Genomic DNA, 23,128 nt, shown 5'->3' with positions numbered 1-23,128 from the left:
TAATTCCTGTATCAATTTTAAAATGGGTAAAAGCATTGGATTTAAATATTGCTGAATGCTTAATTGCGTAAATTCGGACTAAAGCTGCGGTCACAGTGATTGCAGTAGTACTGTCTGCGAGAAATGGGTTGTAGCGGTTGTTGCTGTTCATCTTCAGTGATCAACATCCAGATACCACCAATCAGTACCCCAACGATTGCACCTGCAATCGGAGGAATATTCAGGCTTTTGGAAACACTCACTCCTAATGTGGCAAGTGCCATCGGTGACATCACACTATTAGAAATAGGATTATTGGTTGAGGTATTAGGTAAATGTTGCGGGGATTGCAGTTGTACCGTCTCTCTAGACTGGCAATAAGGACATGGCAAACTCATCTGAAGAATTCCTGTAATAAAAATGAGCGAAATAAAAAAGCCTGCTGAGGAAGCAGGCAAAATGATTGCGATGTAGCTGAAGCATGTATAGGTGCTATCTCAAATGGAGAAACACCGTTCTCAATTAGATGCTATGTATTTGTATTTTTTTAGAATGCGTTTTTTATCATCAGTTTTAGGCGATTTTTGAATGATGCTTAAACAGATCAATTGACCTGTTTTTTGGCAACGATTATGATGCAAGGGCTGACCTACATTGTCAGTCGGTTTTGACAGACCGTTTCATACAGCGCATCAGGGTTTATTCTTCTGAGTATTCTCCGTATGCGTAAAACCTTCTCGTCCCCCTTTGCGGTAGAACGGGAGGGGGACGCGTTCGCGCGTGCTGGTTCTAGATGATCAGTCTGCTAACCCCTTTTCGTTCTGCCACCATTATTTAGCAGTGATGCGGTAGAACTTCTAATTCATCTAGGAGTCAACCATGACACAATTTACTGTGCTTTATTCCCCTGCACTTTCTAAGCCTCTCAAGCATTTCATTCCGATTCATTTATCGCACGCTTTCGCTGTGTCCTGATTAATTCAAGGCATCAATTAACTGCTGCATCCATTTTGGTCAGTGGTGTTTTGTGCTGGATAACAATCATCGAATTCATCACACAGCTTATTTGAGTTGTCATTTTTGTACTCAGTAAAAGTATAGCTAGAGCCTGTGACAGCCAACAGAATGTATTTGAAATTACAGTCAATTTCATAATTCATTTTTAAAAACTTTAAAAAAATTGGATGGGGAAATAATAGGATGAAATACGTTTCAATTGCACTGCTCACCAGCCTTGCGTTGGTCGGCTGCTCAAAACCACAACATGATGATGTACAGAAAGAAGAGCTATCTCAAAAGATTGAAACAATGTCATTGAATGATGAAGCCCCTGCACAGACTACTTCTTCTCCTTTGATTATTGCTCGAAATAAAGTTACCCCTCCGCTCACCAAAACAGGCGAAAGCTTTCAGGAGCTCATTAAAGACGAAGGATATTTTTCCTTTTATCCGCCGTATAAAACCATCTCTGGATTACAGATGTTTGCTGAAAATGACGATGTGGCAGAGTATTGTGGAAACTGCGTACATTTCCAATCCGTTCTCAATGATTTAAGAAATGTGCTGGCTTTAAAAAACAATCAAGTTTTGGTGATCGGACATACTGGTCAACAGTTTCCAGCATTCACATTTGCTTTAGGTGATGACTATTCTTTACGTGCTGCTCATGATACAGCCATCAATTATATAAGATCGACAATGCAGGTCATTCCACCACAAAAAGATCAATTTGAAAGTACCGAACAATATCAACAACGTATTCAGACACTTCAAAAAGAACTAGATAGTAAAAATGCCCATCTAAATTATGACCTGAAGCTTTTAGAACTCAGTCTAAATGCGACTTCTTCACAAAGTCAGTTCATGCCGAGCAGCTATACACCGAATGACCGACCAAAGGGTCCTATTGATAATTTTGTTTACTACGATGCTGACTCGAAACAGCTACATTTTGAGAATATGAATTTCTCATCTGATCTTATTGTGAATTTCACCGCCCCATCCACGCCAGAGTTAGCACAAAATATTATTACGGCTGGTGGACAAAAGTATGTCGGTTATATTTTCAACTTCAATAACCATAAATTGGAATTAGATAGCTTAGTCATTTATCAAACCAACATTACTCAAGCTGATTCAGCAAATGAGCCGATCGCAATCCTTGAACCGAGTACGATGTCCTTTCAACGTAAACATTTCAACGGCATAGAAAATGCTCGATTAAAGAAATTTGATGTGCCACTGAAAAAGCCAATTCCTTTTGATTTCACCTTGGAAAACTACACGCCGATCGAAAAGGTATTTAAAAAGATCGATGAGTAATTCCCACTTTTATAAAAAGTAAAAAATTGATTGACCAAACAACTAAATACACAGGGTTGGGCTTTCGCCCAACCCTGTAGATCACAATATTCGATTAAATATAGGCATGTGTAATGAATTTTATTCCATCTATTTTTTATCCAGTGTGCTGCTACTGACTCTAACCGCATGTAATTCAGGCAATGACGCACCAAAACCCAAAGATGCTCAAACTCAAACCAGTGAGCATAGCACTGCTGATGCGACTGAAACGCCCCAACAATCCGAAGATGATTTTCCAGCCGTTGATAAATCCTTTTTAGAAGATGAATCATACAATGCTGAGGAAGTGACTGAACCCACTGTGCAGGAACAGTTTGAAGTCCGTGTTCGTCGTGAAGAATCACAATACTCCATGACAGGCTATAGTGATTTACTAAACATTATGTCCTTGAACGATGCTCCAACCACCATTACAGGTGTGTTAATCAACCGTGGCAATTGTAGAAGCAAAGGCACATACGATTACCAGAATATGCGTTATGGTTCTGTGGCAAAAGTTTACTTAGGTTGTTCCGCTGAATATGTGCGAGAAGTGACCATCACGACGAGCAGTGGTTTGACCTATACCTATAATTTTTAGAGATTTAATCACGGAAATTTACTATGGCAAAAAGGCGTTCTGATTAGAACGCCTTATATTTGAGAAGCTTATTTAGCAGGGATATTCCCTGTATAGCTTTGCCACAAATAGGAAATATGCTGACTCATATAGCGGTAAATCTTGAGGGGTTCATTTAGAAACTCAAGCTGTTTACGCCAGTAGCTACGCATATCGCTGTCCGCAAAGTAACAGTGTTTTTCTTCGATTAAACCTTGAGCTTCTTGCTTAAGCTCATACCCTTTGTGTAAACAAGCCCCTCTCCATTCCTGACGAATAAAATTTGAATACTGAGCCTGCTCACCGATCACATAAATGATGGCATGTACTGAATAAAATCCATTCAGTGATTTCACAATACGCCATTGCACATCATACAACTTACCCGCCAATTGCTCTGATTGATGCAATCTTGCCAGCCATTTACGAACGAGTTTAGGTAATTGAGCTTCATCACTCTGATACAAGGCTTTAGTAAAGATGCACTGTAATTCAAGGAACAAACAGTTCATTTGCTTATGCTGATCCATACAGCGTCTAAACACAGCTTTTTGATGTTTTACGCTTGCATGAGCATGCTCAATATATTCTGAATATTTTATTGCAGTACGTTGTCTCAATAATTTGGTTTTAATTTTTCCATGGATAGGATGTGCATTCGCCAATACATAATTCATATCTTGAAATTGATAATGACCTACTATTTCTATCAATGCGTTCCAATAAGGGTTTAACTGAAATTCATTCAATACGGTACGATGATTATGCAACCAAGGTAAAAAATATAAGAATGCCAAGTATTGTGGTTCAAAACATTCCTTAGCACGCTTATCCATTACTTGAAGCTGCCCTTTCTCAATTTGGGCTAAGCTTTTCACAGTTTGGTTAAATATATAATTCTGATGTGCATCCAACACAAAAGGAAACTGTGGAGTCCGTTGACATATGGGCTGCGGAGGTGTAATTGGAAAGTGATTCACTTGTTCACCTCCGCTTGTTTTTTACGTCCCATTGTCTTTGCAATATTCTTATCAATACTTGTACCTAGAGTACGTTCTTTACCAATATTTTTATGCAGAATAAATTGATCTTTCTTTGCAAAATAACGCAGCAATCCCAGTAAATACTGGTATTTCTGTTGCTCATGACGATGAAGCCGTCCTATGGCTAACTTATCATATTGATTATTGACCGCTTTGAAGTGGCAATTATGGAAAGTTCCCTCCACACCGATGACCTTTTCCCAAATCTGACCAATCTGTTGTGCAAGTTTAATTTCCTGAGAATGATCTCGACTGTCTAAGATAAATATAAAGTGATAGTGAAATCCCCTTCTTTGACCGAATTCGAGCTTCCAGATATACCCTAGGATATTCAGATTCTTAGTACGACCTACAGAACGCAAAAAAGTACGTAAATCCTTTTTGACTTGGTCAAGAGTCGGGTTCTGGGTTTTATCAAATCTGAGGTCAATACGGATAACCAATACTCTTGAATGCTTTTCAAGTATCAAATCTACACACTGTTTAGCTGATTCAAATTGGTTTCTAGCACGATCCTTGCGTTTCTTTTGCTGATACTTAAACTCTTTTTCTTGAGTAAGCCAATAAGTTCGCTCCACAAATTGATCAAGTAATTCAGCGAATACACCAATTCTGGTCGTACCATCCAGATTGGTTATCGTAATCGGATCATTTAGATATATAAATTCAAAGTCAGCATGATATACAGGCTTTAAAACCTCATTAAATGCCTGTAGTACAATTCTATTGTGTTCACAGTCATATTGATCAAGTGATTCACAACCTTGTCTAAATAGCTGTTTGAATAATTGCTGCAGCTCTTTATCTGCGTATTCATATTGAATACCCATCACTTTCAATGGGTTATTCTGAGCTAATGGACGACAAGCTCTCACGAATCCCTTTTCAACAATCAAGTTCACATATTTTATTCGTGTAAATATTTTCTCCAATTCAGGATTTCTACGAAGAATATAAGCCTGCAATTCCTCACTAAACTCAAGTTGGTGATCCAAGACCAATGAACTAGTGTGTTGGCTGTCGTCTGCTTTAAAACATGATTCATATTCACTTTCCATCAACTGGAAATGTTGATCAGGATCATGTGTTATTTCTTGCATAGAACGATACAACACATTCAGTTGTGGATTCTGAGCTGTAGAAATATCTTGTATTGGTGGTATATATTCAATTTTATGTGTTTGACTGTCATTCATAACATAGGTTGATTCTGTCATGATAATTTACTCTGCTGTAATAGATCACACCTAACCAATTGTTAATTAATAATTAAATATAATATTAGATATATAAATGATATATAAATAATATAAGTACCACAAATGGTCAGGCGTAAAAAACACCGTAATCCAATGACCTCGAAATCAAGGAATTACAGTGTCTTAGGGGTAAATGGAATAATTGGGGGCTGTAAAGATATCGCGCTAATCTAGTCAGCTTTTTTTCGAATTGAGCCACAAATTAATTTGGCTTTCTGCCCACGTTGGCATGCTCGCAGTCAAGTAAGTTGGCTCAGGAAAATCACCTCGACGAACCATTTTCCAGAATGTTGATTCCGCAATATTGAGTAAACCCTTCGTGGCAGGTTTATAAGAAACTCTGCGCCTACGTCCGCCACGATCTACATAATCCTTTGCTGGTCGTTCTGGGTAATTGACTAACTCTTTGACACGATAACGATGCTCAATCATTTTTAAACCTTCGATAGCAACGATGAAGAATTCGCCTGAACCATATTCAACAATGAATATGATCAGTCATCTAATGAATCGCATGGTAGCTAAAACCAATCTGTATCGTCAGTAATGCTAGCTAGGTATTTTAATACAGACTATAATGGTTGTTTAACTAATTGAATTAATTTAAATATAAGAATGGCTAAAATTATTACACTTACTGATCTAAATGAGATGGAAGAGGAAATTTTTCACTACTACCTTTGTGCTTTTCCGATCCAAGGATTATCGGCATTTAAATCAAGTTATAACCTTGATCAAAAAAAATTGATCGTGGCGGATATACTTTTAGATCGCAAATATGACGATGATTGCTTCCATCTTAATGGTCATCAGTTTGAAGATATGCTCATGGAATTAAACGATATTAAGCAGAAATTTACGAGCCGCTCATCAAAGGAAAATACTGAAATCTATAAAAAATTCATGCAAAATTATGAACTCTACGTAGCTGATATTAATCTCATCTCGAATCCAAAAATTAGCAATAAAATCAAAGGGATTCGGGGTATGCGTATTCGATATGAAAAAAACCTGTATCCAAAACTCGAAATTTTTTATGCCCTACTTCGAAAAAAAGTAGCTCAACAAGGTAAGTGGTCTAGTGTTAATGCAGCAATCCGTGAAGTCTTGCCAGAGTTAAACACGCTATTTCTTGAATATGACCAACAGCAAATAAAAGATAAAATAGCGTCAAACGAAGCTGAAATCGATGATTGCCAAGAAGTACTGAAGCATCCAGAGAATGCTGAAATTTTTAAGTACTATAAGCGTCATGAATATCAAAAACGTTTAAATCATTTAATGTATGAAAATGCAGAATTAAGACCTCTGCTTGGAGATAATCCATCACCTCACGCACTCAAAAAGCAAAGTCCGTTTAACACCATTTATAAGGATGAAGTGCTCATGAACCACTTAAGGCGAAATAAAAAGATGTTAGACGAAGTGATTATTTCTACTAACAATGAGAACGATTAATGTTGAATTTTCGATGAATAAAAGTCGAGAACTTACAATATCCTCATATCTGTAAAAAAATAACATCAGCCCTATTTTATAGGGCGATATATCGATGTTGCTGAGGTATCACTAGCTGTTAAGATAGCTACAGCCCTAGCAAAACCTTCAACTCATTGTTAAATGTTCAAGCGTATCTCAATCGTTTTTTATTGCCAATCGTACTCATAATATCACTTTAATTTGCGCTGATATGCTGTGAATCAGTGGCTATCCAACTGCTTTTTTTCTTAAGTTTTTTACGTGTAATTTCAATTAAAATTAATGGCTATTTAGGAACAAATCCGTCTACATAAAATTATTGATTTATGCTCCATTTGCGGAAACATGGTAGGCTTGAATGAATTCAAATAAAACATAGAAAGCTCTAGGAAGGATACATGTTTAATCCAAAATTTTGCATGGACTGCGGTAGTGGTTTGATATTGAAGAAAGTAGATCGTGGCTATCGATTAGCATGTAGTTCAAATTGTGGTTATATCTTTTGGAATAATCCTGTTCCAGCAATTGCCGTGTTAATCAAATATCAAGACAAATATTTAATCGCTCATAACAAAATATGGCCAAAAGGACTCTATTCCACAATATCAGGATACCTGAAAGAAAAGGAAACTACTTATGAGTGCACCTCTAGAATCACCAGAGAAGAGCTTGGCTTGCACGTCATAAAAAGTAAAATTATAGATACTTTCACTGACACAGAAATGAATCAGTTAATTATTGCCGTGTTAGCCGAATGTGATGGTGAAATATTATTAAATCGCGAGACAGATGGCACCAAACTTTTAACAGCAGATCAATTAAAACAATTCGATGTCGGTTCTCTTAAATTATTAGCAGATATAATTGATTCATGTGAAAATTTAAAGCTGTTTAATAAATATAATTTTTTCAAAAAATATCATTTAAATTTTTTAGAGCCAATTTATAAAAAATTAACATCTCTTTAGATTGCTATGTCGTGTTAGCTTAATCAAACCGTCCAACTTTCGACGGGCAGATCATTCTTGTGGGTTTTGACCATAACCAAAAATCAAAGACTCCAAATAATTAGCCCACTCCTGCATCATCTCTCGGCGATTGTTTAGAAACTTGGTTCGGTTGTAGGCTGTACCATTATTGTCTTTTACCTTATGGGCTAACTGGTGCTCAATAAAGTCTACACGCTGCTCTAGAATCTCATCCAGCATGGTACGTGCAGTTGCCCTAAAGCCATGTGCCGTCTGTTCACCACCATAGCCCAAGCGTTTTAACGCGGAGTTGATGGTATTGTCAGAAATAAAGGTTTTACCATCCCGCCCCACAAAAATGTATTCGCTGTATGGGTGCAAATCAATAATTGACTCAATCAAGTCAAAGGCCTGATCTGACAATGGCACAATATGAAGCTGCTTAGTTTTACTGGCTGTAAACTTAAAGCAACGCTCTTCACGATAGAAATACTCCTTTTTCAGCTTGCGGATCTCCCCAGGCCGCTGAAATGTGAGCACGGAGATTTTTAACGCCACCTGCGTAGTAAGTAGGCAACGTGTATAAAGTTTGGAGTAGTTCCAAATTTTATTCAGCATCGGAGCCAAGTCCTGCTCTTCTGTCACGGCTGCAAAGTTTCCACCCTGTGGTTTTGGTAATTCAATATCTTCAACTGGATTATATTGGATCAGCTTTTTCTTACGTGCTGATTTAAAGATTTGGTTGAGGTCTGATTTAAGTCGTTTGGCAACAGACAAAGCCCCACGCTCAATAATACGCTTAAAGACCTTAATCTCAAGGATTTCTAAGGTAAGCTGAGGAAAGGTTAAATCACCAACGTAGGGATAGACATCGTGCTTTAAACGACGGACTGTTTCCTCATCCTGCTTTTGTTCTAACTCACGTTTATATAGCCATGCTTCTGCAACAATACGAAAGGTATTTTCTGCTTCTTTCTGTTTCTGAGACTTAGTCTCAATCCGCTCCATCGCTGGGTCAATGCCCTGCTTGATGAGTTTCTTATATTCATCACGAATAGTTCGAGCATCATCCAGTGAAACTTCAGGATAAGTACCCAAAGATAAATCGTTACGCTTACCTAAGAATGGGCGTGTATAATTGAATATCCAGTACTTGCTACCACTCTGATCAATACGCAGGTACAAGTTTCCACCATCTGACAACTTATACATCTTGTCAGGATCAGGTTTAGCTTTTTTAACCTGTAAAGCACTAAGTTTGTTGATTCCACGAGTCGCCATAATTCAGACATAAAAAAATGCAGTAAGAAATAATCTTACTGCATTTTTTACTACTTTATAACTACCGATTGGCGTAGCGCGTCACGGCTTGTTATATCGTATATTTCCAACTTTAACCTTACAAATCATAAACTTATATAGTGTTAAACAGTGTCAGAAACTTGAATTTGGCGGAAGCGGTGAGATTCGAACTCACGGAGGACTCACACCCTCGTCGGTTTTCAAGACCGGTGCATTAAACCGCTCTGCCACGCTTCCAATGGCGGCTATCATATAAATAAAAATTAGAATTGGCAAATCTTTTATTCAAAATAATCAATCAAATGCTCAAAATAAAATCAAAACAGTAAAAAATTAAGCATTTTCAGATTTTTCATAGCAAATTGAGTTGATATACCAAACTGTTTTTCCTAATGGAGTAATGACTTCCACCTCATCATCCACCTGTTTACTTAACAGTGCCCGCGCCATAGGAGATTCAATTGAGATATGCTGAGGATGATGGTCGTAGATTTCATCCACCCCCACGATACGCAAGGTTTTCTGTTCACCATCATCGTTCTCGATTTCAACCCAGGCACCAAAATAGACTTTTCCCTCCTGCTGAGGCACAAAGTCAACAATTTTCAACTCCTCTAAACGCTTACCCAAATAGCGAACACGACGATCTATTTTCCTAAGTAATTGTTTATTATATTGATAATCTGCATTTTCTGAACGATCTCCCAAACTAGCGGCCCAGTTTACCTTTTTGGTGATTTCTGGTCGTTCGTCATGCCATAGTTTTTTTAATTCAGCAACCAGCAAGTCATGTCCATTACGTGTGATCAAGTTCGATTTCATATTTAAAAACGCTACAACAACAATCCATTTACAAGTTTTTGCATTGTATTCCTTATTTCAACATGACTAAAGTGTATAAATTTTATTCTTTTTCAAATCATGTGTTTGTGATGTATTTCTCATATTTTTACTGATCAAAATTTGACAAGCTCCTTTTTGACGCTTAAGATGCGCCCCTAAGTTAGTTTTTTGTTTATTTTATATACACTTTGTAAGTGATGTGAAACATTTTCATCATTTTTCCATTAACCCAATGTCATTTTGAATGGCGTCATGACTTGCCCACCCTTATTGAATTTATCAACTTTTAAAAGTTAAGGCTTTGTTTTGCTGAACTTTTTGGGCATAAATTACCTGTAGCGGAGACAACATGCACAGTAATTCAAGTTCTGGGTCGAGGCCTAGCCTTAACTCTTTATCTTCTAAACTTTCATTTCAAACGATGGTATTAGGAATTGCAATCCTTCCCTTTAATAGTTTGAACGCAGAAAAATCACATCAATACAAGACAGTTGTAACCACCAATACATTAACGGTAGTTGCTGTTGAAAACCCGACAAATGTATTTAAAGACGGGCAATTTTTGCATGGTTTTGGCTATGATTTAGCAAGAAATTATGCGCAGAGTTTAAATGTCAAACTCGATTTTAAAACGGTTCCTGATAATGCAACTGCGTTAAAATGGATTGCTCAAGGTAAAGCTAATCTTGCTATGACAACTGCAAATTTAGCAGCTATTGAAAGTAAACAACTTGTCTCTTTTTCTGCAAGTTGTGGTGATCAAGCTACTTTAAGTAAAAATGGATTAAATCCTCAACTCAATTGGGTACTTAAGCAAGCTGATGATCCGTTAACGCTCACTGCAAGTGGATTTGTTTGTCAAAGCAAACAGCTTGGTACAACCCAACAACTAGCTTCCTTTTATAATCGCAATGTGGTTAAACCCGAAGCATGGTCTACGATTCAAAAAGACCTGAACCAGCGTTTGCCAATTTATAAAGCAAGCTTTAAACAAAGTGCGTCTAAGTATAATTTAGATTGGCATTTGCTCGCTGCTATTGGCTATCAAGAGTCTTATCTTAAACCCACATCGGTTTCTCCCACTGGTGTACGCGGTTTGATGATGTTGACCAATAGCACCGCTCAAGCAATGGGTGTGAGCAACCGATCTGATCCGATACAAAGTATTCAAGGTGGTGCAAAATATTTTGATCTAATGCTAGATCAATTTTCGAATGTCCCTTATCCAGACCGTAATTGGTATGCTTTGGTCGCTTATAACATGGGACCAGGTGCAGTCAATCAGATTCAAAACCGAATCAAAACCCAAGGGAAAAACCCAAATCAATGGGTAAATTTATATGATTATTTACAGCGTAACCAAGCGCGAAATGGTCGATATAAACAAGCAGTTCAATACGTGACACGTATTCGAACTTACTTAGAACATTTAAAGACCAACAGTCGTATTGATGTCTAAGTTGAAAATAAAAAAGCTTACCGAGAGGTAAGCTTTTTTATGAGAAAAGGACTTAAGCAGTTTGCTCAAGTACTTTCTTGAATAAATCTTTTTGTTCTTGGCTTGGCTTCGCCGTTTGTAAAGCCATAAGTTGAGACATATCGCCTTGTACTTTGATTTTACCAGTCATAAACGCTTGCATAGCAGCAGCCATATCAAACTCTAAGAATACTTTACGTAATGTTTCAGCATCCATATTTAAAGTTGTTTTAGCATTTGCAGATAAACCTTTTTGGATTTTACCAGCATCTAAGGCCAATTCGGTATTACCAGCCGCATCTGTTACAACTAAGTTAATCGCTAAATTCGCAAGTGCTGGTGGTAAATTTAAATCACCCGCTTCAGCAGTAAGTTTTTCAACAGTTGCAAACCAATCATCAGTTAAAAATGCAGCCATGATTATTCCTCAAATATATTTGTTCAATTTCTTGTGTCATCTATCCAGACAACATTAAATGAAGCAATTTGCTTGTGCACTGTTATAGCACGTAATTTTTATTTTAGGCTATGGCTTTTTGTACGAAGAATTCACTTTTTAGCTCTTTTTTATAAAAAAAAAGACACTTAAATAAGTGCCTTTTCAAAAAGTTTTACATTTTATTCAGCAGCAAAACTCAAGTTCACCACATCAAGACGATTTTTCATCTCTTCAGGGTCTTTCATATCAAATTCACGTTGCCCATCCAAGGCTTCGAAATCAAATAACTCACGGTCAGCCAATTGTGAAGGCGATACATTCTGTAAGGCACCAAAGATGCTATGTAAACGTTTTGGATGTTGTTTATCCCATTCACGCAGCATGTCATTAATAATTGCACGTTGTAAGTTTTCTTGTGAACCACATAAGTTACATGGAATGATTGGGAACTTTCGTAGATCAGCATATTTAATAATGTCTTTTTCTTCAACATAAGCCAAAGGACGAATCAAGATATTCTTTTTATCTGAAGAAAGAAGTTTTGGTGGCATTGCCTTTAAGCTACCGCCATGGAATAAATTTAAAAAGAAAGTCGCCATAATGTCATCGCGATGATGACCTAATGCAACTTTGGTTGCACCGATTTCTTGTGCGAAGCCATATAACGAACCACGGCGTAGGCGTGAACATACCGCACAGTAGGTTTTACCTTCAGGCGTTAGGCGTTTAGTAATCGTATAAGTGTCTTTTTCAAGAATGTAATATGGAATGTTATTTTCTTCCATATAACGTGGTAAAACATCTTCAGGAAACCCTGGTTGTTTTTGATCAAGATTCACCGCAACAATATCAAAATTGATTGGCGCAATGCGCTTGAACTGCAACAGGATATCCAGCAAGGTGTAGCTGTCCTTACCACCTGAAACGCAGACCATGACCTTGTCGCCATCTTCGATCATGTTGTAATCACGAATTGCATGCCCTACTTGACGACGAAGCTTTTTCAACAGGCGATAATATGCCGAACTCGTCGGAAGCTCAGGCTTAAAATTAAATCCTTGGTTGGACTCCACTGGCGCGTACATAGACGTGATTTACTCATAAACAAAAATACCGCAAGATTTTATCCGATTCCGAAAAGATGCGCACCTAAAGAATTTTTCAATTTCGTGCAATCGTCATATTTCAGTTTCATACTGGTAAAATTCTGACCAAATTATGTCAAAACGGTCTGGATTGCTTATATTTCAAACTTTTCCACAGTTTTCCACAAAAGCTGTGGATAAAATTGTGGATTTCTTCGCTATTGACAAAGTATTTTTATGTGAGAACAAGGCTTACAATCAAATTGATCATTTTTTAATCATTGTTTTTTAGTTAACAAAAACAATGCTTTAAATATGTCAAGACTTAGATTTTAAAAAAAATAATTTAATTTTTTTTGCTGAACATTCGCACAAAACGACTTGCTTTTTGTAAGACAGCGGAAATAAAAAAATTGTAGCTAAAGTTTTTTTTATGCTTTTTTTTGTTACACTACTGTGAACAACTCCATGCTCATCTTTTGTGAATATTATAATGATGGACAAAACAAAATATATTTTCGTTCTTTTTTTGGGGACAATCGGTTTTTTAAATACGACAGTATCTAGTTATGCTGGTCAAACCATTTATCAATTTAAAGATGATAATGGTACAACTTTACTTACCAATAAAAAGAAAGCTGAATACAATCACCTAAAAGTGATTAAAGCGACCTATTATCCTGATAGCAATATTCACAGCTATAGTAACTGGGGCGCAAGTGAAGCCTCTGTTCTACCAAGTTATAGTCGTAATAAAAATGCTTTTGATCAGATGATCCGTCAAGCAGCGCAACAGCATGGCGTCTCAGAAGGTCTTATTAAAGCCGTTATGCATACTGAGTCAGGTTTTAATATTAATGCGCGATCCCCTGTCGGTGCTCAAGGATTAATGCAACTGATGCCTGCAACTGCACGGCGTTTTAACGTGAGTAATGCTTACGACCCTCAACAAAATATTTTTGGTGGTGCGAGATATCTAAGTTGGTTGTTAAAACGTTTTAATGGGGATACACGCCTTGCTATTGCAGCGTATAACGCTGGTGAAGGTAATGTTGATAAATATGGCGATGTTCCACCTTTCAGAGAAACTAGAGATTATGTAAAAAGAGTGACCAGTCGTTATCAAAATCTTTATGCCTCTGGTTTAGGCTCTCTATCAAATTCAAATAACACAAATACTCAAGTGATTGCTCAATCGGCAAATTATACATCTTCAAATTCAGAAGCTGTGTCCGCACCTAAACAATATAGTCGTCAAATTATCACATTGGCCGATGGTACTTTTACAGATGCACCAGGCACATATACCACAGCCAATGCAACTGCATCTGCACGAATCCGAGTAAGTGATTAAACAAAGAAATCACTTATTCTCACATCATGATTTTATTTGTTTTTTTCAAATAAATTAGTCGTTTTCGCCTTCTTAAAACACTTCTATTCTTTTATTAGCTTAATGTATCTACGCTCATTTTTTGCTTGAATTTTTAGGGTTCGCCCTGCATATTAGCGTTATGATTTATAATTTATAAATCAGATCAGTTTTTATTTATAAGAGGATTTTCTCAATGATGCGGATTGGTTTGTTCTTGCTGACCAACCTCGCGGTACTGGTTGTAGCTGGCATTATCTTGTCACTCTTCGGTGTCGGTAGTTACCATGGCGCGGGTGGCTTGAATCTAGGCAACCTTTTAGTCGTCTGTTTTGTCTTTGGTATGGTGGGTTCTTTAATTTCCTTATTCATGTCGAAGTGGATGGCGAAAAAAACCACTGGAACTGAATTAATTGACCCAAATGCTCCTCGTAGTCAAGCAGAAGCTTGGTTACTACAAGAAGTGGCACAACTTTCTCAACGTGCAGGTATTAAAATGCCTGAAGTTGGTATTTTCCCTTCTTACCAGTCCAATGCATTTGCGACAGGTTGGAATAAAAATGATGCTTTAGTCTCTGTTTCGACAGGCTTACTTGAGCGTATGAACAAAGATGAACTTCGTGCTGTACTTGCGCACGAAATCGGTCACGTTGCCAACGGCGATATGGTGACTCTTGCATTGATTCAAGGTGTAGTGAACGCCTTTGTGATGTTCTTTGCACGTATTGCAGGTGACTTTATTGACCGTAATGTGTTCGGTCGTGAAGATGGTGAAGCACCTGGTCTTGCTTATTTTGCTATTACGATTGTACTCGACATCGTATTCGGTATTTTGGCCTCTGCGATTGTAATGTGGTTCTCTCGTCAACGTGAATATCGCGCAGACGAAGCTGGTGCACGTTTAGCAGGCAAACAAGCAATGATTTCTGCTCTACTTCGTTTACAGGCAGAGTCAGAAATGCCAGATCAAATGCCAAAAGAAATGAAAGCATTTGCAATTGCGGAAGGTAAGGAACAAGGCTTTAGCTTAGCGGCTTTATTCCAAACTCACCCAACCATTGAACAACGTGTTGCCGCTTTACAGCAATTAAATGTTCAGTAATCAGTATCAGATAAATGATAAAGCCTCCAAATGGAGGCTTTGTTTTAGAAATTGATTAACTTTATTTTTGATTCTTCCAAATTTCTCGAATCCCATTAGTATTATCAATATAGGTATGCTTACATATTAGTTCTAAATCTCGATAGATTGCATAATCTTTGGTTATTTCAACCGAACTCGCATCATTTTCAAACTCATTATATTGGGTGTATTTATTACGCTTTGAAGAATTTCGAGAAAACTCTTTATTACATTCAATTGTATAGTGAGTAAATTCAACTTTACCTTTTTTAATGATTGATCGAGCTAAATGAATATCTTTCAGATACTTTGTCATATACATCACACCAACTTCACCCACAGGCGTACTGGTATCAATACTATAAGCCCCGATCATTTCATTATTTTTTCGAACTACACGATATTTATCATCAATATTCCAATCATTATCATGATAGTTATAGCCTTTACCCTTAATATATTCTATATGTTTCAAAGAAATAATTTTTTCATTATTACCAATAATACTATTTCCTGTATTTGATTGTGCGTAAGCAAAATGTGCCATACCAAAAACCAAAACCATTAAAATCGCTTTTTTCACATTACACCCCACAAAAATAAATCAAGCCAATAAAAATTAATATGATATATAACACAATATTATTTTAAATCAAATATTTAATTCATTTTAAACGACTGATAAAACTGCCACAGATAACTCAAACCTGCCCAAACTGCAACAGCAAATAAAATGAGTACCGCAATACCCAATAAATCTGGGATACGTAACCAAATCCAACTTACGATCGGATTACGCCAGAAAGCTGAAGTTTTCTGCTTTTGTTCTAGGGATTCATGCAAGAATGGATGCACCACATGAATATCACTATGCACTTGATATTCCTCACGGATATGGTCATGAACTATTTCCAGTGTCTTACGACTTGGGCGAATAAATACATCAAATAAGGTACCGACAATCGGTACAAAACCCACCAACATATCCATAATTGCCAGTTTGACCACACCCTTCAATTTATGCTGTGGTACGCCCACTTCTCTGGCTTTTTTAAAAGCATATAGTGTTAAAACAAAACCTGCGATATCGCCCGCAAACGGCATGGTACTCAATGCAGCATCTGCCCCGACTCCCTGTTTGGTAAAAGGAATTCGAACCAAACTGTCCATGGTATTGGCAAATTTTGCTAAATCACGTTCAACAGCAATCGCTTGCTGCTGAGTTAATTTTTTTTGTTCTGTTGGAGCAGTCATTCACTCAACCTAAAAACGTTGTTTATGCTTGAGAATAAAGTAGTTTTTAGGCTTTGTCGGTACAATTATTATTACAGCTCAGAATAAAATCATTGAAGCAATTAATAATTCAGGTCTATGAGCTTAACTCATAGACCTGATCATTCATTTGCACTGAATTTTAAAGATTGTCTTATTCAGTGGTTTCCAGTTTATGTTTAGGCTGGAACATACTGGCAACCAGTACAAACATAAATGGAATAAAGATCAGTACCAATATTGTCCCGAATATCACACCACCTAAAACACTGATACCAATTTCTTGACGGCTTACAGCCCCTGCGCCAAATGCAAAAACCAGTGGAATAACTCCTGCGCCAAATGCAAAAGAAGTCATTAAAATAGGACGTAAACGCAGCCCTGCACCTTGTAGCGCTGCTTGAATGGCATTTTTTCCTTGTGCTTGGGCCATCGCTGCAAATTCAACAATCAAAATTGCATTTTTACAGGATAAGCCAATTGTTGTAAGTAAAGCGATCTGAAAGTAAACATCATTTGGTAAAGCAAAAATATGGGCAAAAATAATACTACCGCCAATCCCTAAAGGAATTGCGGTCATCACAGCCATAGGAATACGCAGACTTTCATACAACGCGGCTAAACATAGAAAAATAAATGCAATAGAAATTAAATATAGCCAAATTGCTTGATTATTCGATTGCTGCTCTTGATAAGAAAGCCCAGTCCATAGTAAACCTAAGCCTTCTTGTTGACCCACCAACTGTTCAATATCTTTCATGGCTTGGCCTGAAGATTGACCATTGACAACGTTAGCTTGTAATTGCAAAGCACTGTATCCCATATAGCGTTGCACAATGCTTGGTGTCCCTCCCCATGATGTCGTTGAAAATGAACTAAAAGGAACCATTTGATTTTGATTATTGCGTACTGACCAGCTATATAAGTCTTCAGGCTTAGAACGGAATGGTGCATCACCTTGTAAAATAACTTGTTTAATTCGACCACGGTCAATAAAGTCATTCACATATGTCCCACCCCATGCGGTCGACAAAGTACTATTAATTTCATTTAGATTTAAACCATTTGCCGTCGCTTGCTTATGGTCAATCTTCACATTCAAAGTAGCTTTACTATCAGTAGATTGTTTATCTAAGTTTTCAAAACTTGAATATTTTTGTCCCAACTGTTGCAACTGTTTAAAACTTTGATCGAGGAATTGCTCACCTTGCCCATTAATATCCTGAATCCATAAATCCATTCCATCTGTTGCGCCTAATCCATTTACCGAAGCAGGCAACGTCACATTGATCTGTGCATCGGGAAATTGGCTAAAATATTTAAGTGCTCTCTTGCGTATAGCTTCAGCAGAGTTTTTCTTCCCAATACGGTCGTCCCAATGATTTAATGAAACAAAGCCTTGTCCAAGATTTTGCCCCGTTCCAGAATTATTTCGTCCGTAACGAATAAGCACTAAATTGACATTTGCTTTTTCATTCTGAAGAAAATACTGACGAATTGCCTCACCGACCTCCTGACTTTTTGAAAGTGGTGCACTATCCACTAATTTAAATTGAACACTTAATATCCCTTGGTCTTCTTTTGGTAAAAAACTACTTTGCAGACTGCTATAGAACAAAGCAAATACGGCAATTAATGCAATAAAAATCACAGATACAGAGATTTTATAACGAAGCATGGTTTGCACTAGAGATAAATACTTATTTTTAAGTGTGTCTATCCCGTTATTGAACCGAATCGCCCATGACTTAGGTTGATGGTTTGGCTTTAAAATCAAAGCACATAAAGCGGGTGTAAGCACCAAAGCCACTACTAAAGATAAGACCATCGCAGCAACCAAAGTGATTGAAAACTGACGATAGATAACCCCGATAGAACCAGCAAAAAATGACATTGGAATAAAAACGGCTGTTAACACCATGGTAATTCCAATCAATGCACCACTAATTTCTTGCATAGATTCAACGGCTGCTTGTTTGGGCGACAAATGCTGCTCATGCATAAGCCGTTCAACATTTTCCACTACAACAATTGCATCATCAACCAACAAACCAATCGCAAGCACCAATGCAAAGAGAGTTAAAGTATTAATACTAAATCCAAGTAATTCAAGTACGGCAAAAGTCCCTAAAATCACGATCGGTACAGTAATACTTGGAATAAGCGTCGCACGCCAACTTTGAAGAAAAAGGAACATGACTAAAATAACTAAACCAATTGCTTCGACAAGTGTTTTAATTACCTCTTTAATAGATTCTTGCACAAAGGGAGTATTATCTCTTGGATAAACAATCTTATATCCTGTTGGAAGCTTGCTAGAGAGTTCATCTAAAGTCTGATGAATAAGTTTAGATGTTTGAATTGCGTTGGCACCAGAAGATAAAGAAATACCAAGACCCGCAGCTGGGTAACCATTGATCGTATTAAATGATTGATAATTTTCTGCCCCTAATTCAATCCGAGCAATATCTTTTAATTGAACAAAACTTCCAGATACATCTGATTTCACAATAATTTGTTCAAAGTCTTGAATGGTCTTTAAGCGAGAACCTGCTGTTACTTTTGCATTCAAATATTGACCTTGAACAACAGGCAAATCGCCGATCGCACCTGCTGCAACCTGTGTATTTTGAGTAGTAATCGCTGTAACGACATCATTTGGAATTAAATTATATTGAGTCAATTTATTTGGATCTAGCCAGATTCGCATTGCATACTGCGATCCAAAAACATCTGTTTCACCTACGCCATCAATCCGATTTAAATTATCAAGGACATGTGTAGATAGATAATCAGACAACGCAATATTATTTGCTTGCCCTGTACTGTCATACAGTCCAATCACCATAAAGGTATCACCCAAGGACTTAGTGACATTAACTCCCTGCCGTTGTACCGCATCTGGGAGACGGCGTATCACACCACTAATTTTATTTTGTACTTGAACCTGTGCTGTATCGGGATTTGTGCCATTTTCAAAACTAATCGTAATACGGCTACGACCAGCTGCATCGCTGGTTGAACTAAAGTACAGTAAATGATCAAGCCCTTGGATTTGTTGCTCTAAAACTTGAGTTACACTTTGTTCAACTGTTTTGGCATCAGCACCACTATAGTTGGTCGATACTGTAATTTTCGGTGGAGCAATATCAGGATAACGTTCAACTGGCAAATTCAGAATTGCCAGTATTCCTAATGCCATCACAATAATGGCAAGCACACCTGCGAAAATTGGACGCTCAATAAAAAATTTAGATAGCATGGCTGCTCATTCCATCGTGGAAACAGTCAATTTTTTCAAAAAGATAGGAAAATAGAGGGACTTTCAATCTACGATCATTACCGAGCTTTCAAGGAAACACCATCCTTATTAACATATCATTGCAAAAAGCGAAAATTACGGAGAAATAATGAATTTTTTATTGATCATCAGCATATTTCATCGAAAACAAATGAGGTCAAAAATTTAATTTACTATCCTATCAAATACTTCTTAATTTTAGATTGACACTCCACTCACTTAAACCGATAGTAGCACGCTCTCCGTTGCTCCCTTATTTTTCTAGGCATATATGAAGGCCAGTTTTAAACATTTTAATATTCTGCTCCTAATTCTATTGCCCGCATTAATTACTGGGGGGTTACTCAGTATTGCTGGCAATTTGTCTGATGGTTTAAGACTGGGATTTCTTTCTTTGCCAGGTGTAGGTTTAATTTGGCTTGCGATTAAAACACAAAAAAAATATTGGTATGGACTTACAGTTTTATGGTGGTTTGCGACTTGGCTTGATGTACTATTGCGTTCGAGTACGTGGTTTTTATTTGATAGTGATAATGAAGCCTATTTTATTATTGAAGCAATTGCTAATACCAGTCAGCAGGAAACGTGGGAATTCATACAACTACACTTAAGCACAATCTTAAGTGTGATTTTTAGTCTACTTTGCTTGCTAATTATTTACAGTATTTCTACTTTCAAACTGATTAAAGCTCACCATCTTGATCAGATGTGGCAGAGTCGAATTTATCGTAGTTGTATCGTTTTACTTGTTCTATTAACAATAACAAGCTATTTAATGAAGCCATCACGTAAAGTTCATCCCATCATTTTTTGGTCAGACTATCAAACAAAACTTCAGGATTTTAAAAATAGAATTAAGCAACATCAAAATGTACACCGACAATGGGACATTAGTGCAAAGCAAAATTTAACTTTAACAAAAAAACAGGATGAGAAACAAACACATGTGTTAGTTCTCTCAGAGAGCTTAACAAGTTTAAATTTAGGTGTTTGTGGTTATCAACGCGAGACGACTCCACAATTAGCAAAAAAACTTGATGAGTTAAAAATCTTTTGTAATGCATTTTCACCGTCACCTTCAACGATCAATGCGCTACGTGTTTTATTGACTGAAAGTCCTGCATCTGCGCATGATCAATATTCTTCGGAAAGCGTTTTAGCTTACGCTCGCGCGGCAGGCTATAAGATTTATTGGTTAAGCAATCAAGATGATAGTTATTTATCTTCATTATTTGGTTCTTATGCAGATACGGCTGTTTATAAAAATACACGATCAGGAAGAAGTAGTCATTCATTAGATGAAAAGCTTATTCCCGTTTATCAACAAGCTCTTGCAGATCCGGATCCTAAAAAACTGATTATTCTTCATTTGATTGGCGCACATCCAAATTACAAAGAACGTTACCCATTAGCGTTTAATAAATTTACTGGAGACAGTAATGATGCTGTCGAACTCGACCTCAAGAATCGTAATATTGATCCTTGGGTTCGTTCACTACGCAATGATTATGATAATGCAGTATTATATGAAGACTCGTTGCTTGCTAGATTTTTAGATGATCTAAAGGCTGATAATAATTCTGATTTTAGATCTTTTATGGTCGTTTCAGATCACGGAAATGAAGTTGGTCATGAGATTAACTATGCTGGTCACAGCCCGAATACAAAAGCGGGATACCAAGTTCCTGTGATTATGTGGCATGACAATATGCAAGTCACGGGTGTCAATAAAGAAAAAATGCTTAATACAGCAGAACTTGATAACAATTTAATGCATATCATGGGTCTTAAAAATAAAACTGCTTCACCGCAATCTTATTGGTTAGATCGTGATTATCGTTTTACGCCTGAAGTAAATTGGCCTTATTGGAAACAGAAGTCATAATCTCCCTCCAGACCCCGCTTTATCAAAGCCTAAAATCAGATATTGGATTTCAAACATTCAGTTAAAAAATCATTATTTTCATAAAATTATCATCTGATTGTCATCCATTTGATAAATTAAAACGGCAAGATCAATGCTTTAAGAAAAACTAATGAGTTAAATTATGTTCAAAAAAGTATTGGTCTGTATTAGCTTGATCGGTCTGACAGCTTGCAATGATGACAACAAAGATCAACAAAGCACGGCGCAACCTGAACCTCAATTACCACAAGTGATTGGACATCGTGGCGCGAGCGCACTTCGTCCAGAACATACACTCGCATCCTATCAAAAAGCGATTGATGATGGTGCTGATTTTATTGAACCAGATTTGGTATCAAGCAAAGACGGCATATTGGTTGCTCGCCATGAAAATGAGATCAGCGGCACAACCAATGTTGCAACGCTTCCTCAATTTGCAGACCGTAAAAAAACTAAAATTATTGATGGCATGAGTTTAACAGGTTGGTTTACTGAAGATTTTACTTTGGCCGAGCTAAAACAGCTCAAAGCACGTGAGCGTATTCCCCAGTATCGTGCTGCCAATACGCAATATAATGATCAATTTGAAATCCCGACACTCGATGAAATCATTGATTTAGCTGCAAAGCATTATCAAAAAACGGGCAAAATTATTGGTCTTTATCCAGAAACCAAACACCCAACCTATTTCCAAAAACAGAATTTGGCTATGGAAGATACTTTGTTAAAAACCTTATCCAAATACCAATATAGCCGCGATATTGCGCCTATTTACTTACAGTCTTTTGAAGTTGGCAATCTAAAATATTTAAAAAATCAACTCGATTTACACAAGAGTGTTAAGCATGCACAATTGATTCAGCTCTATGATTCGCCTGAAGCAAGACCAGCAGATTATGTTGCACAAAACAATCCTAAAACCTATGCAGATCTAGCAACGGCACAAGGCCTCAAAGACGTTTCGGCCTATGCCAATGGTGTAGGTCCATGGAAAGTCTATGTCTTTAAAGATGCAGCAATGACACAGACCACCTCTTTTATTGCAGATGCCCATAAAGTCAATTTAAAAGTACATCCTTATACCTTCCGCCCTGAAAATAATTTCCTACCAGACAGCTTAAAATGTAGTAAGGATACGTCCAAAGCAGCCGAGCGTTGTGAGTCTGGTTCAATCAAGGAAATGCAACTTTACTTCAAGGCTGGCGTAGATGGTGTATTTACTGATGATCCAGCATTAGGTCGTCAGGCAGTACAAAGTTATCAAGCAACTAAATAAGTCAAAGTAGTGAATAAGGGCAGTTGTTCTACTGCTCTTATT

General features: G+C 37.2%; 19 protein-coding genes, 1 tRNA gene and 1 pseudogene. 9 read left to right on the top strand and 12 right to left on the bottom strand.

Going from position 1 to position 23,128, the window contains the following annotated elements:
- Positions 1-59 precede the first annotated feature (59 nt).
- Positions 60-377 (bottom strand): hypothetical protein, encoded by a 318-nt coding sequence (locus CDG56_RS00690; RefSeq protein ID WP_087546604.1) that lies wholly within the window; start codon positions 375-377, stop codon positions 60-62.
- An 802-nt stretch (positions 378-1,179) separates the two neighbouring features.
- On the opposite strand from CDG56_RS00690, the gene CDG56_RS00685 reads away from it, so the two are divergent.
- Positions 1,180-2,301 (top strand): hypothetical protein, encoded by a 1,122-nt coding sequence (locus tag CDG56_RS00685; RefSeq protein WP_087546603.1) that lies wholly within the window; start codon positions 1,180-1,182, stop codon positions 2,299-2,301.
- 113 nt (positions 2,302-2,414) lie between these two features.
- Positions 2,415-2,923, top strand: a pseudogene (locus tag CDG56_RS00680) (hypothetical protein).
- Between the two features lie 68 nt (positions 2,924-2,991).
- Here the strand turns inward: CDG56_RS00680 and CDG56_RS00675 are convergent.
- The 3 genes from CDG56_RS00675 to CDG56_RS00665 form a co-directional block, all read right to left on the bottom strand.
- Entirely contained in the window at positions 2,992-3,921 is a 930-nt protein-coding gene (locus CDG56_RS00675; RefSeq protein WP_087546602.1) for a hypothetical protein, read from the bottom strand.
- Positions 3,918-5,201 (bottom strand): inovirus-type Gp2 protein, encoded by a 1,284-nt coding sequence (locus CDG56_RS00670; protein WP_171295079.1) that lies wholly within the window; start codon positions 5,199-5,201, stop codon positions 3,918-3,920. Before CDG56_RS00670 ends, CDG56_RS00675 begins: the two co-directional genes overlap by 4 nt.
- A gap of 216 nt (positions 5,202-5,417) precedes the next feature.
- Positions 5,418-5,675 (bottom strand): helix-turn-helix transcriptional regulator, encoded by a 258-nt coding sequence (locus CDG56_RS00665; protein ID WP_018679572.1) that lies wholly within the window; start codon positions 5,673-5,675, stop codon positions 5,418-5,420.
- 183 nt (positions 5,676-5,858) lie between these two features.
- On the opposite strand from CDG56_RS00665, the gene CDG56_RS00660 reads away from it, so the two are divergent.
- Both CDG56_RS00660 and CDG56_RS00655 read left to right on the top strand, forming a co-directional pair.
- On the top strand, positions 5,859-6,701 hold the full coding sequence (locus CDG56_RS00660; protein ID WP_087546601.1) for a hypothetical protein: 843 nt from the start codon (positions 5,859-5,861) through the stop codon (positions 6,699-6,701).
- Between the two features lie 419 nt (positions 6,702-7,120).
- The gene (locus tag CDG56_RS00655; protein WP_087546600.1) at positions 7,121-7,690 is read left to right on the top strand and encodes an NUDIX domain-containing protein; all 570 of its coding nucleotides are present in this window, start codon (positions 7,121-7,123) and stop codon (positions 7,688-7,690) included.
- A gap of 51 nt (positions 7,691-7,741) precedes the next feature.
- Here CDG56_RS00655 and CDG56_RS00650 read toward each other — a convergent pair whose 3' ends face one another.
- The 3 genes from CDG56_RS00650 to greB all read right to left on the bottom strand — a co-directional run bounded on the left by CDG56_RS00650 (position 7,742) and on the right by greB (position 9,814).
- The gene (locus CDG56_RS00650; protein ID WP_087546599.1) at positions 7,742-8,971 is read right to left on the bottom strand and encodes a tyrosine-type recombinase/integrase; all 1,230 of its coding nucleotides are present in this window, start codon (positions 8,969-8,971) and stop codon (positions 7,742-7,744) included.
- Between the two features lie 168 nt (positions 8,972-9,139).
- Positions 9,140-9,229: transfer RNA gene (locus CDG56_RS00645), tRNA-Ser, on the bottom strand.
- Between the two features lie 96 nt (positions 9,230-9,325).
- Positions 9,326-9,814: a transcription elongation factor GreB gene (gene greB / locus CDG56_RS00640; protein WP_087546598.1), complete on the bottom strand. Its 489-nt coding sequence runs from the start codon at positions 9,812-9,814 to the stop codon at positions 9,326-9,328.
- Between the two features lie 370 nt (positions 9,815-10,184).
- On the opposite strand from greB, the gene CDG56_RS00635 reads away from it, so the two are divergent.
- A complete protein-coding gene (locus CDG56_RS00635; protein ID WP_087546597.1) occupies positions 10,185-11,294 on the top strand; it encodes a transglycosylase SLT domain-containing protein in 1,110 nt (369 codons plus the stop codon).
- Positions 11,295-11,346: 52 nt separating this feature from the next.
- On the opposite strand, the gene CDG56_RS00630 is transcribed toward CDG56_RS00635, so the two are convergent.
- Both CDG56_RS00630 and ttcA read right to left on the bottom strand, forming a co-directional pair.
- Positions 11,347-11,730, bottom strand: coding sequence for an SCP2 sterol-binding domain-containing protein (locus tag CDG56_RS00630; RefSeq protein ID WP_004660844.1), 384 nt, complete (start codon positions 11,728-11,730; stop codon positions 11,347-11,349).
- 200 nt (positions 11,731-11,930) lie between these two features.
- Entirely contained in the window at positions 11,931-12,836 is a 906-nt protein-coding gene (gene ttcA / locus CDG56_RS00625) for a tRNA 2-thiocytidine(32) synthetase TtcA (RefSeq protein ID WP_005161680.1), read from the bottom strand.
- A 496-nt stretch (positions 12,837-13,332) separates the two neighbouring features.
- On the opposite strand from ttcA, the gene CDG56_RS00620 reads away from it, so the two are divergent.
- Entirely contained in the window at positions 13,333-14,190 is an 858-nt protein-coding gene (locus tag CDG56_RS00620; RefSeq protein WP_205666487.1) for a lytic transglycosylase domain-containing protein, read from the top strand.
- Positions 14,191-14,404: 214 nt separating this feature from the next.
- A complete protein-coding gene (gene htpX, locus CDG56_RS00615) occupies positions 14,405-15,310 on the top strand; it encodes a protease HtpX (protein ID WP_004660837.1) in 906 nt (301 codons plus the stop codon).
- A gap of 61 nt (positions 15,311-15,371) precedes the next feature.
- Here the strand turns inward: htpX and CDG56_RS00610 are convergent, their stop codons facing one another.
- The 3 genes from CDG56_RS00610 to CDG56_RS00600 form a co-directional block, all read right to left on the bottom strand.
- Positions 15,372-15,914, bottom strand: coding sequence for a hypothetical protein (locus CDG56_RS00610; RefSeq protein WP_087546595.1), 543 nt, complete (start codon positions 15,912-15,914; stop codon positions 15,372-15,374).
- Between the two features lie 77 nt (positions 15,915-15,991).
- Complete coding sequence (locus CDG56_RS00605; RefSeq protein ID WP_087546594.1) at positions 15,992-16,585, bottom strand: DUF4112 domain-containing protein; 594 nt, start codon at positions 16,583-16,585, stop codon at positions 15,992-15,994.
- Between the two features lie 172 nt (positions 16,586-16,757).
- Positions 16,758-19,865, bottom strand: a complete 3,108-nt coding sequence (locus CDG56_RS00600) for a multidrug efflux RND transporter permease subunit (RefSeq protein ID WP_087546593.1) — start codon at positions 19,863-19,865, stop codon at positions 16,758-16,760.
- A gap of 310 nt (positions 19,866-20,175) precedes the next feature.
- On the opposite strand from CDG56_RS00600, the gene CDG56_RS00595 reads away from it, so the two are divergent.
- A complete protein-coding gene (locus tag CDG56_RS00595) occupies positions 20,176-21,789 on the top strand; it encodes a phosphoethanolamine transferase (RefSeq protein WP_087546592.1) in 1,614 nt (537 codons plus the stop codon).
- 163 nt (positions 21,790-21,952) lie between these two features.
- Entirely contained in the window at positions 21,953-23,086 is a 1,134-nt protein-coding gene (locus tag CDG56_RS00590) for a glycerophosphodiester phosphodiesterase (protein ID WP_087546591.1), read from the top strand.
- The last annotated feature ends 42 nt before the right edge of the window (positions 23,087-23,128 follow it).

Origin of the sequence: Acinetobacter sp. WCHA39 (genome assembly GCF_002165385.1) — a bacterium.
In the GTDB taxonomy this organism is placed as follows: Bacteria; Pseudomonadota; Gammaproteobacteria; order Pseudomonadales; family Moraxellaceae; genus Acinetobacter.
The sequence above is the reverse complement of the archived record's forward strand: the minus strand, read 5'-3'. Positions and strand labels throughout refer to the sequence as shown.

Coding starts and splice junctions, on each gene's coding strand:
- CDG56_RS00660 (WP_087546601.1), top strand. CDS start 5,859: ATGGCTAAAATTATTACACTTACTGATCTAAATGAGATGGAAGAGGAA.
- CDG56_RS00620 (WP_205666487.1), top strand. CDS start 13,333: ATGGACAAAACAAAATATATTTTCGTTCTTTTTTTGGGGACAATCGGT.
- htpX (WP_004660837.1), top strand. CDS start 14,405: ATGATGCGGATTGGTTTGTTCTTGCTGACCAACCTCGCGGTACTGGTT.
- CDG56_RS00635 (WP_087546597.1), top strand. CDS start 10,185: ATGCACAGTAATTCAAGTTCTGGGTCGAGGCCTAGCCTTAACTCTTTA.
- ttcA (WP_005161680.1), bottom strand. CDS start 12,836: ATGTACGCGCCAGTGGAGTCCAACCAAGGATTTAATTTTAAGCCTGAG.
- CDG56_RS00650 (WP_087546599.1), bottom strand. CDS start 8,971: ATGGCGACTCGTGGAATCAACAAACTTAGTGCTTTACAGGTTAAAAAA.
- CDG56_RS00600 (WP_087546593.1), bottom strand. CDS start 19,865: ATGCTATCTAAATTTTTTATTGAGCGTCCAATTTTCGCAGGTGTGCTT.
- greB (WP_087546598.1), bottom strand. CDS start 9,814: ATGAAATCGAACTTGATCACACGTAATGGACATGACTTGCTGGTTGCT.
- CDG56_RS00630 (WP_004660844.1), bottom strand. CDS start 11,730: ATGGCTGCATTTTTAACTGATGATTGGTTTGCAACTGTTGAAAAACTT.
- CDG56_RS00605 (WP_087546594.1), bottom strand. CDS start 16,585: ATGACTGCTCCAACAGAACAAAAAAAATTAACTCAGCAGCAAGCGATT.
- CDG56_RS00690 (WP_087546604.1), bottom strand. CDS start 377: ATGAGTTTGCCATGTCCTTATTGCCAGTCTAGAGAGACGGTACAACTG.
- CDG56_RS00670 (WP_171295079.1), bottom strand. CDS start 5,201: ATGACAGAATCAACCTATGTTATGAATGACAGTCAAACACATAAAATT.
- CDG56_RS00665 (WP_018679572.1), bottom strand. CDS start 5,675: ATGATTGAGCATCGTTATCGTGTCAAAGAGTTAGTCAATTACCCAGAA.
- CDG56_RS00590 (WP_087546591.1), top strand. CDS start 21,953: ATGTTCAAAAAAGTATTGGTCTGTATTAGCTTGATCGGTCTGACAGCT.
- CDG56_RS00685 (WP_087546603.1), top strand. CDS start 1,180: ATGAAATACGTTTCAATTGCACTGCTCACCAGCCTTGCGTTGGTCGGC.
- CDG56_RS00655 (WP_087546600.1), top strand. CDS start 7,121: ATGTTTAATCCAAAATTTTGCATGGACTGCGGTAGTGGTTTGATATTG.
- CDG56_RS00595 (WP_087546592.1), top strand. CDS start 20,176: ATGAAGGCCAGTTTTAAACATTTTAATATTCTGCTCCTAATTCTATTG.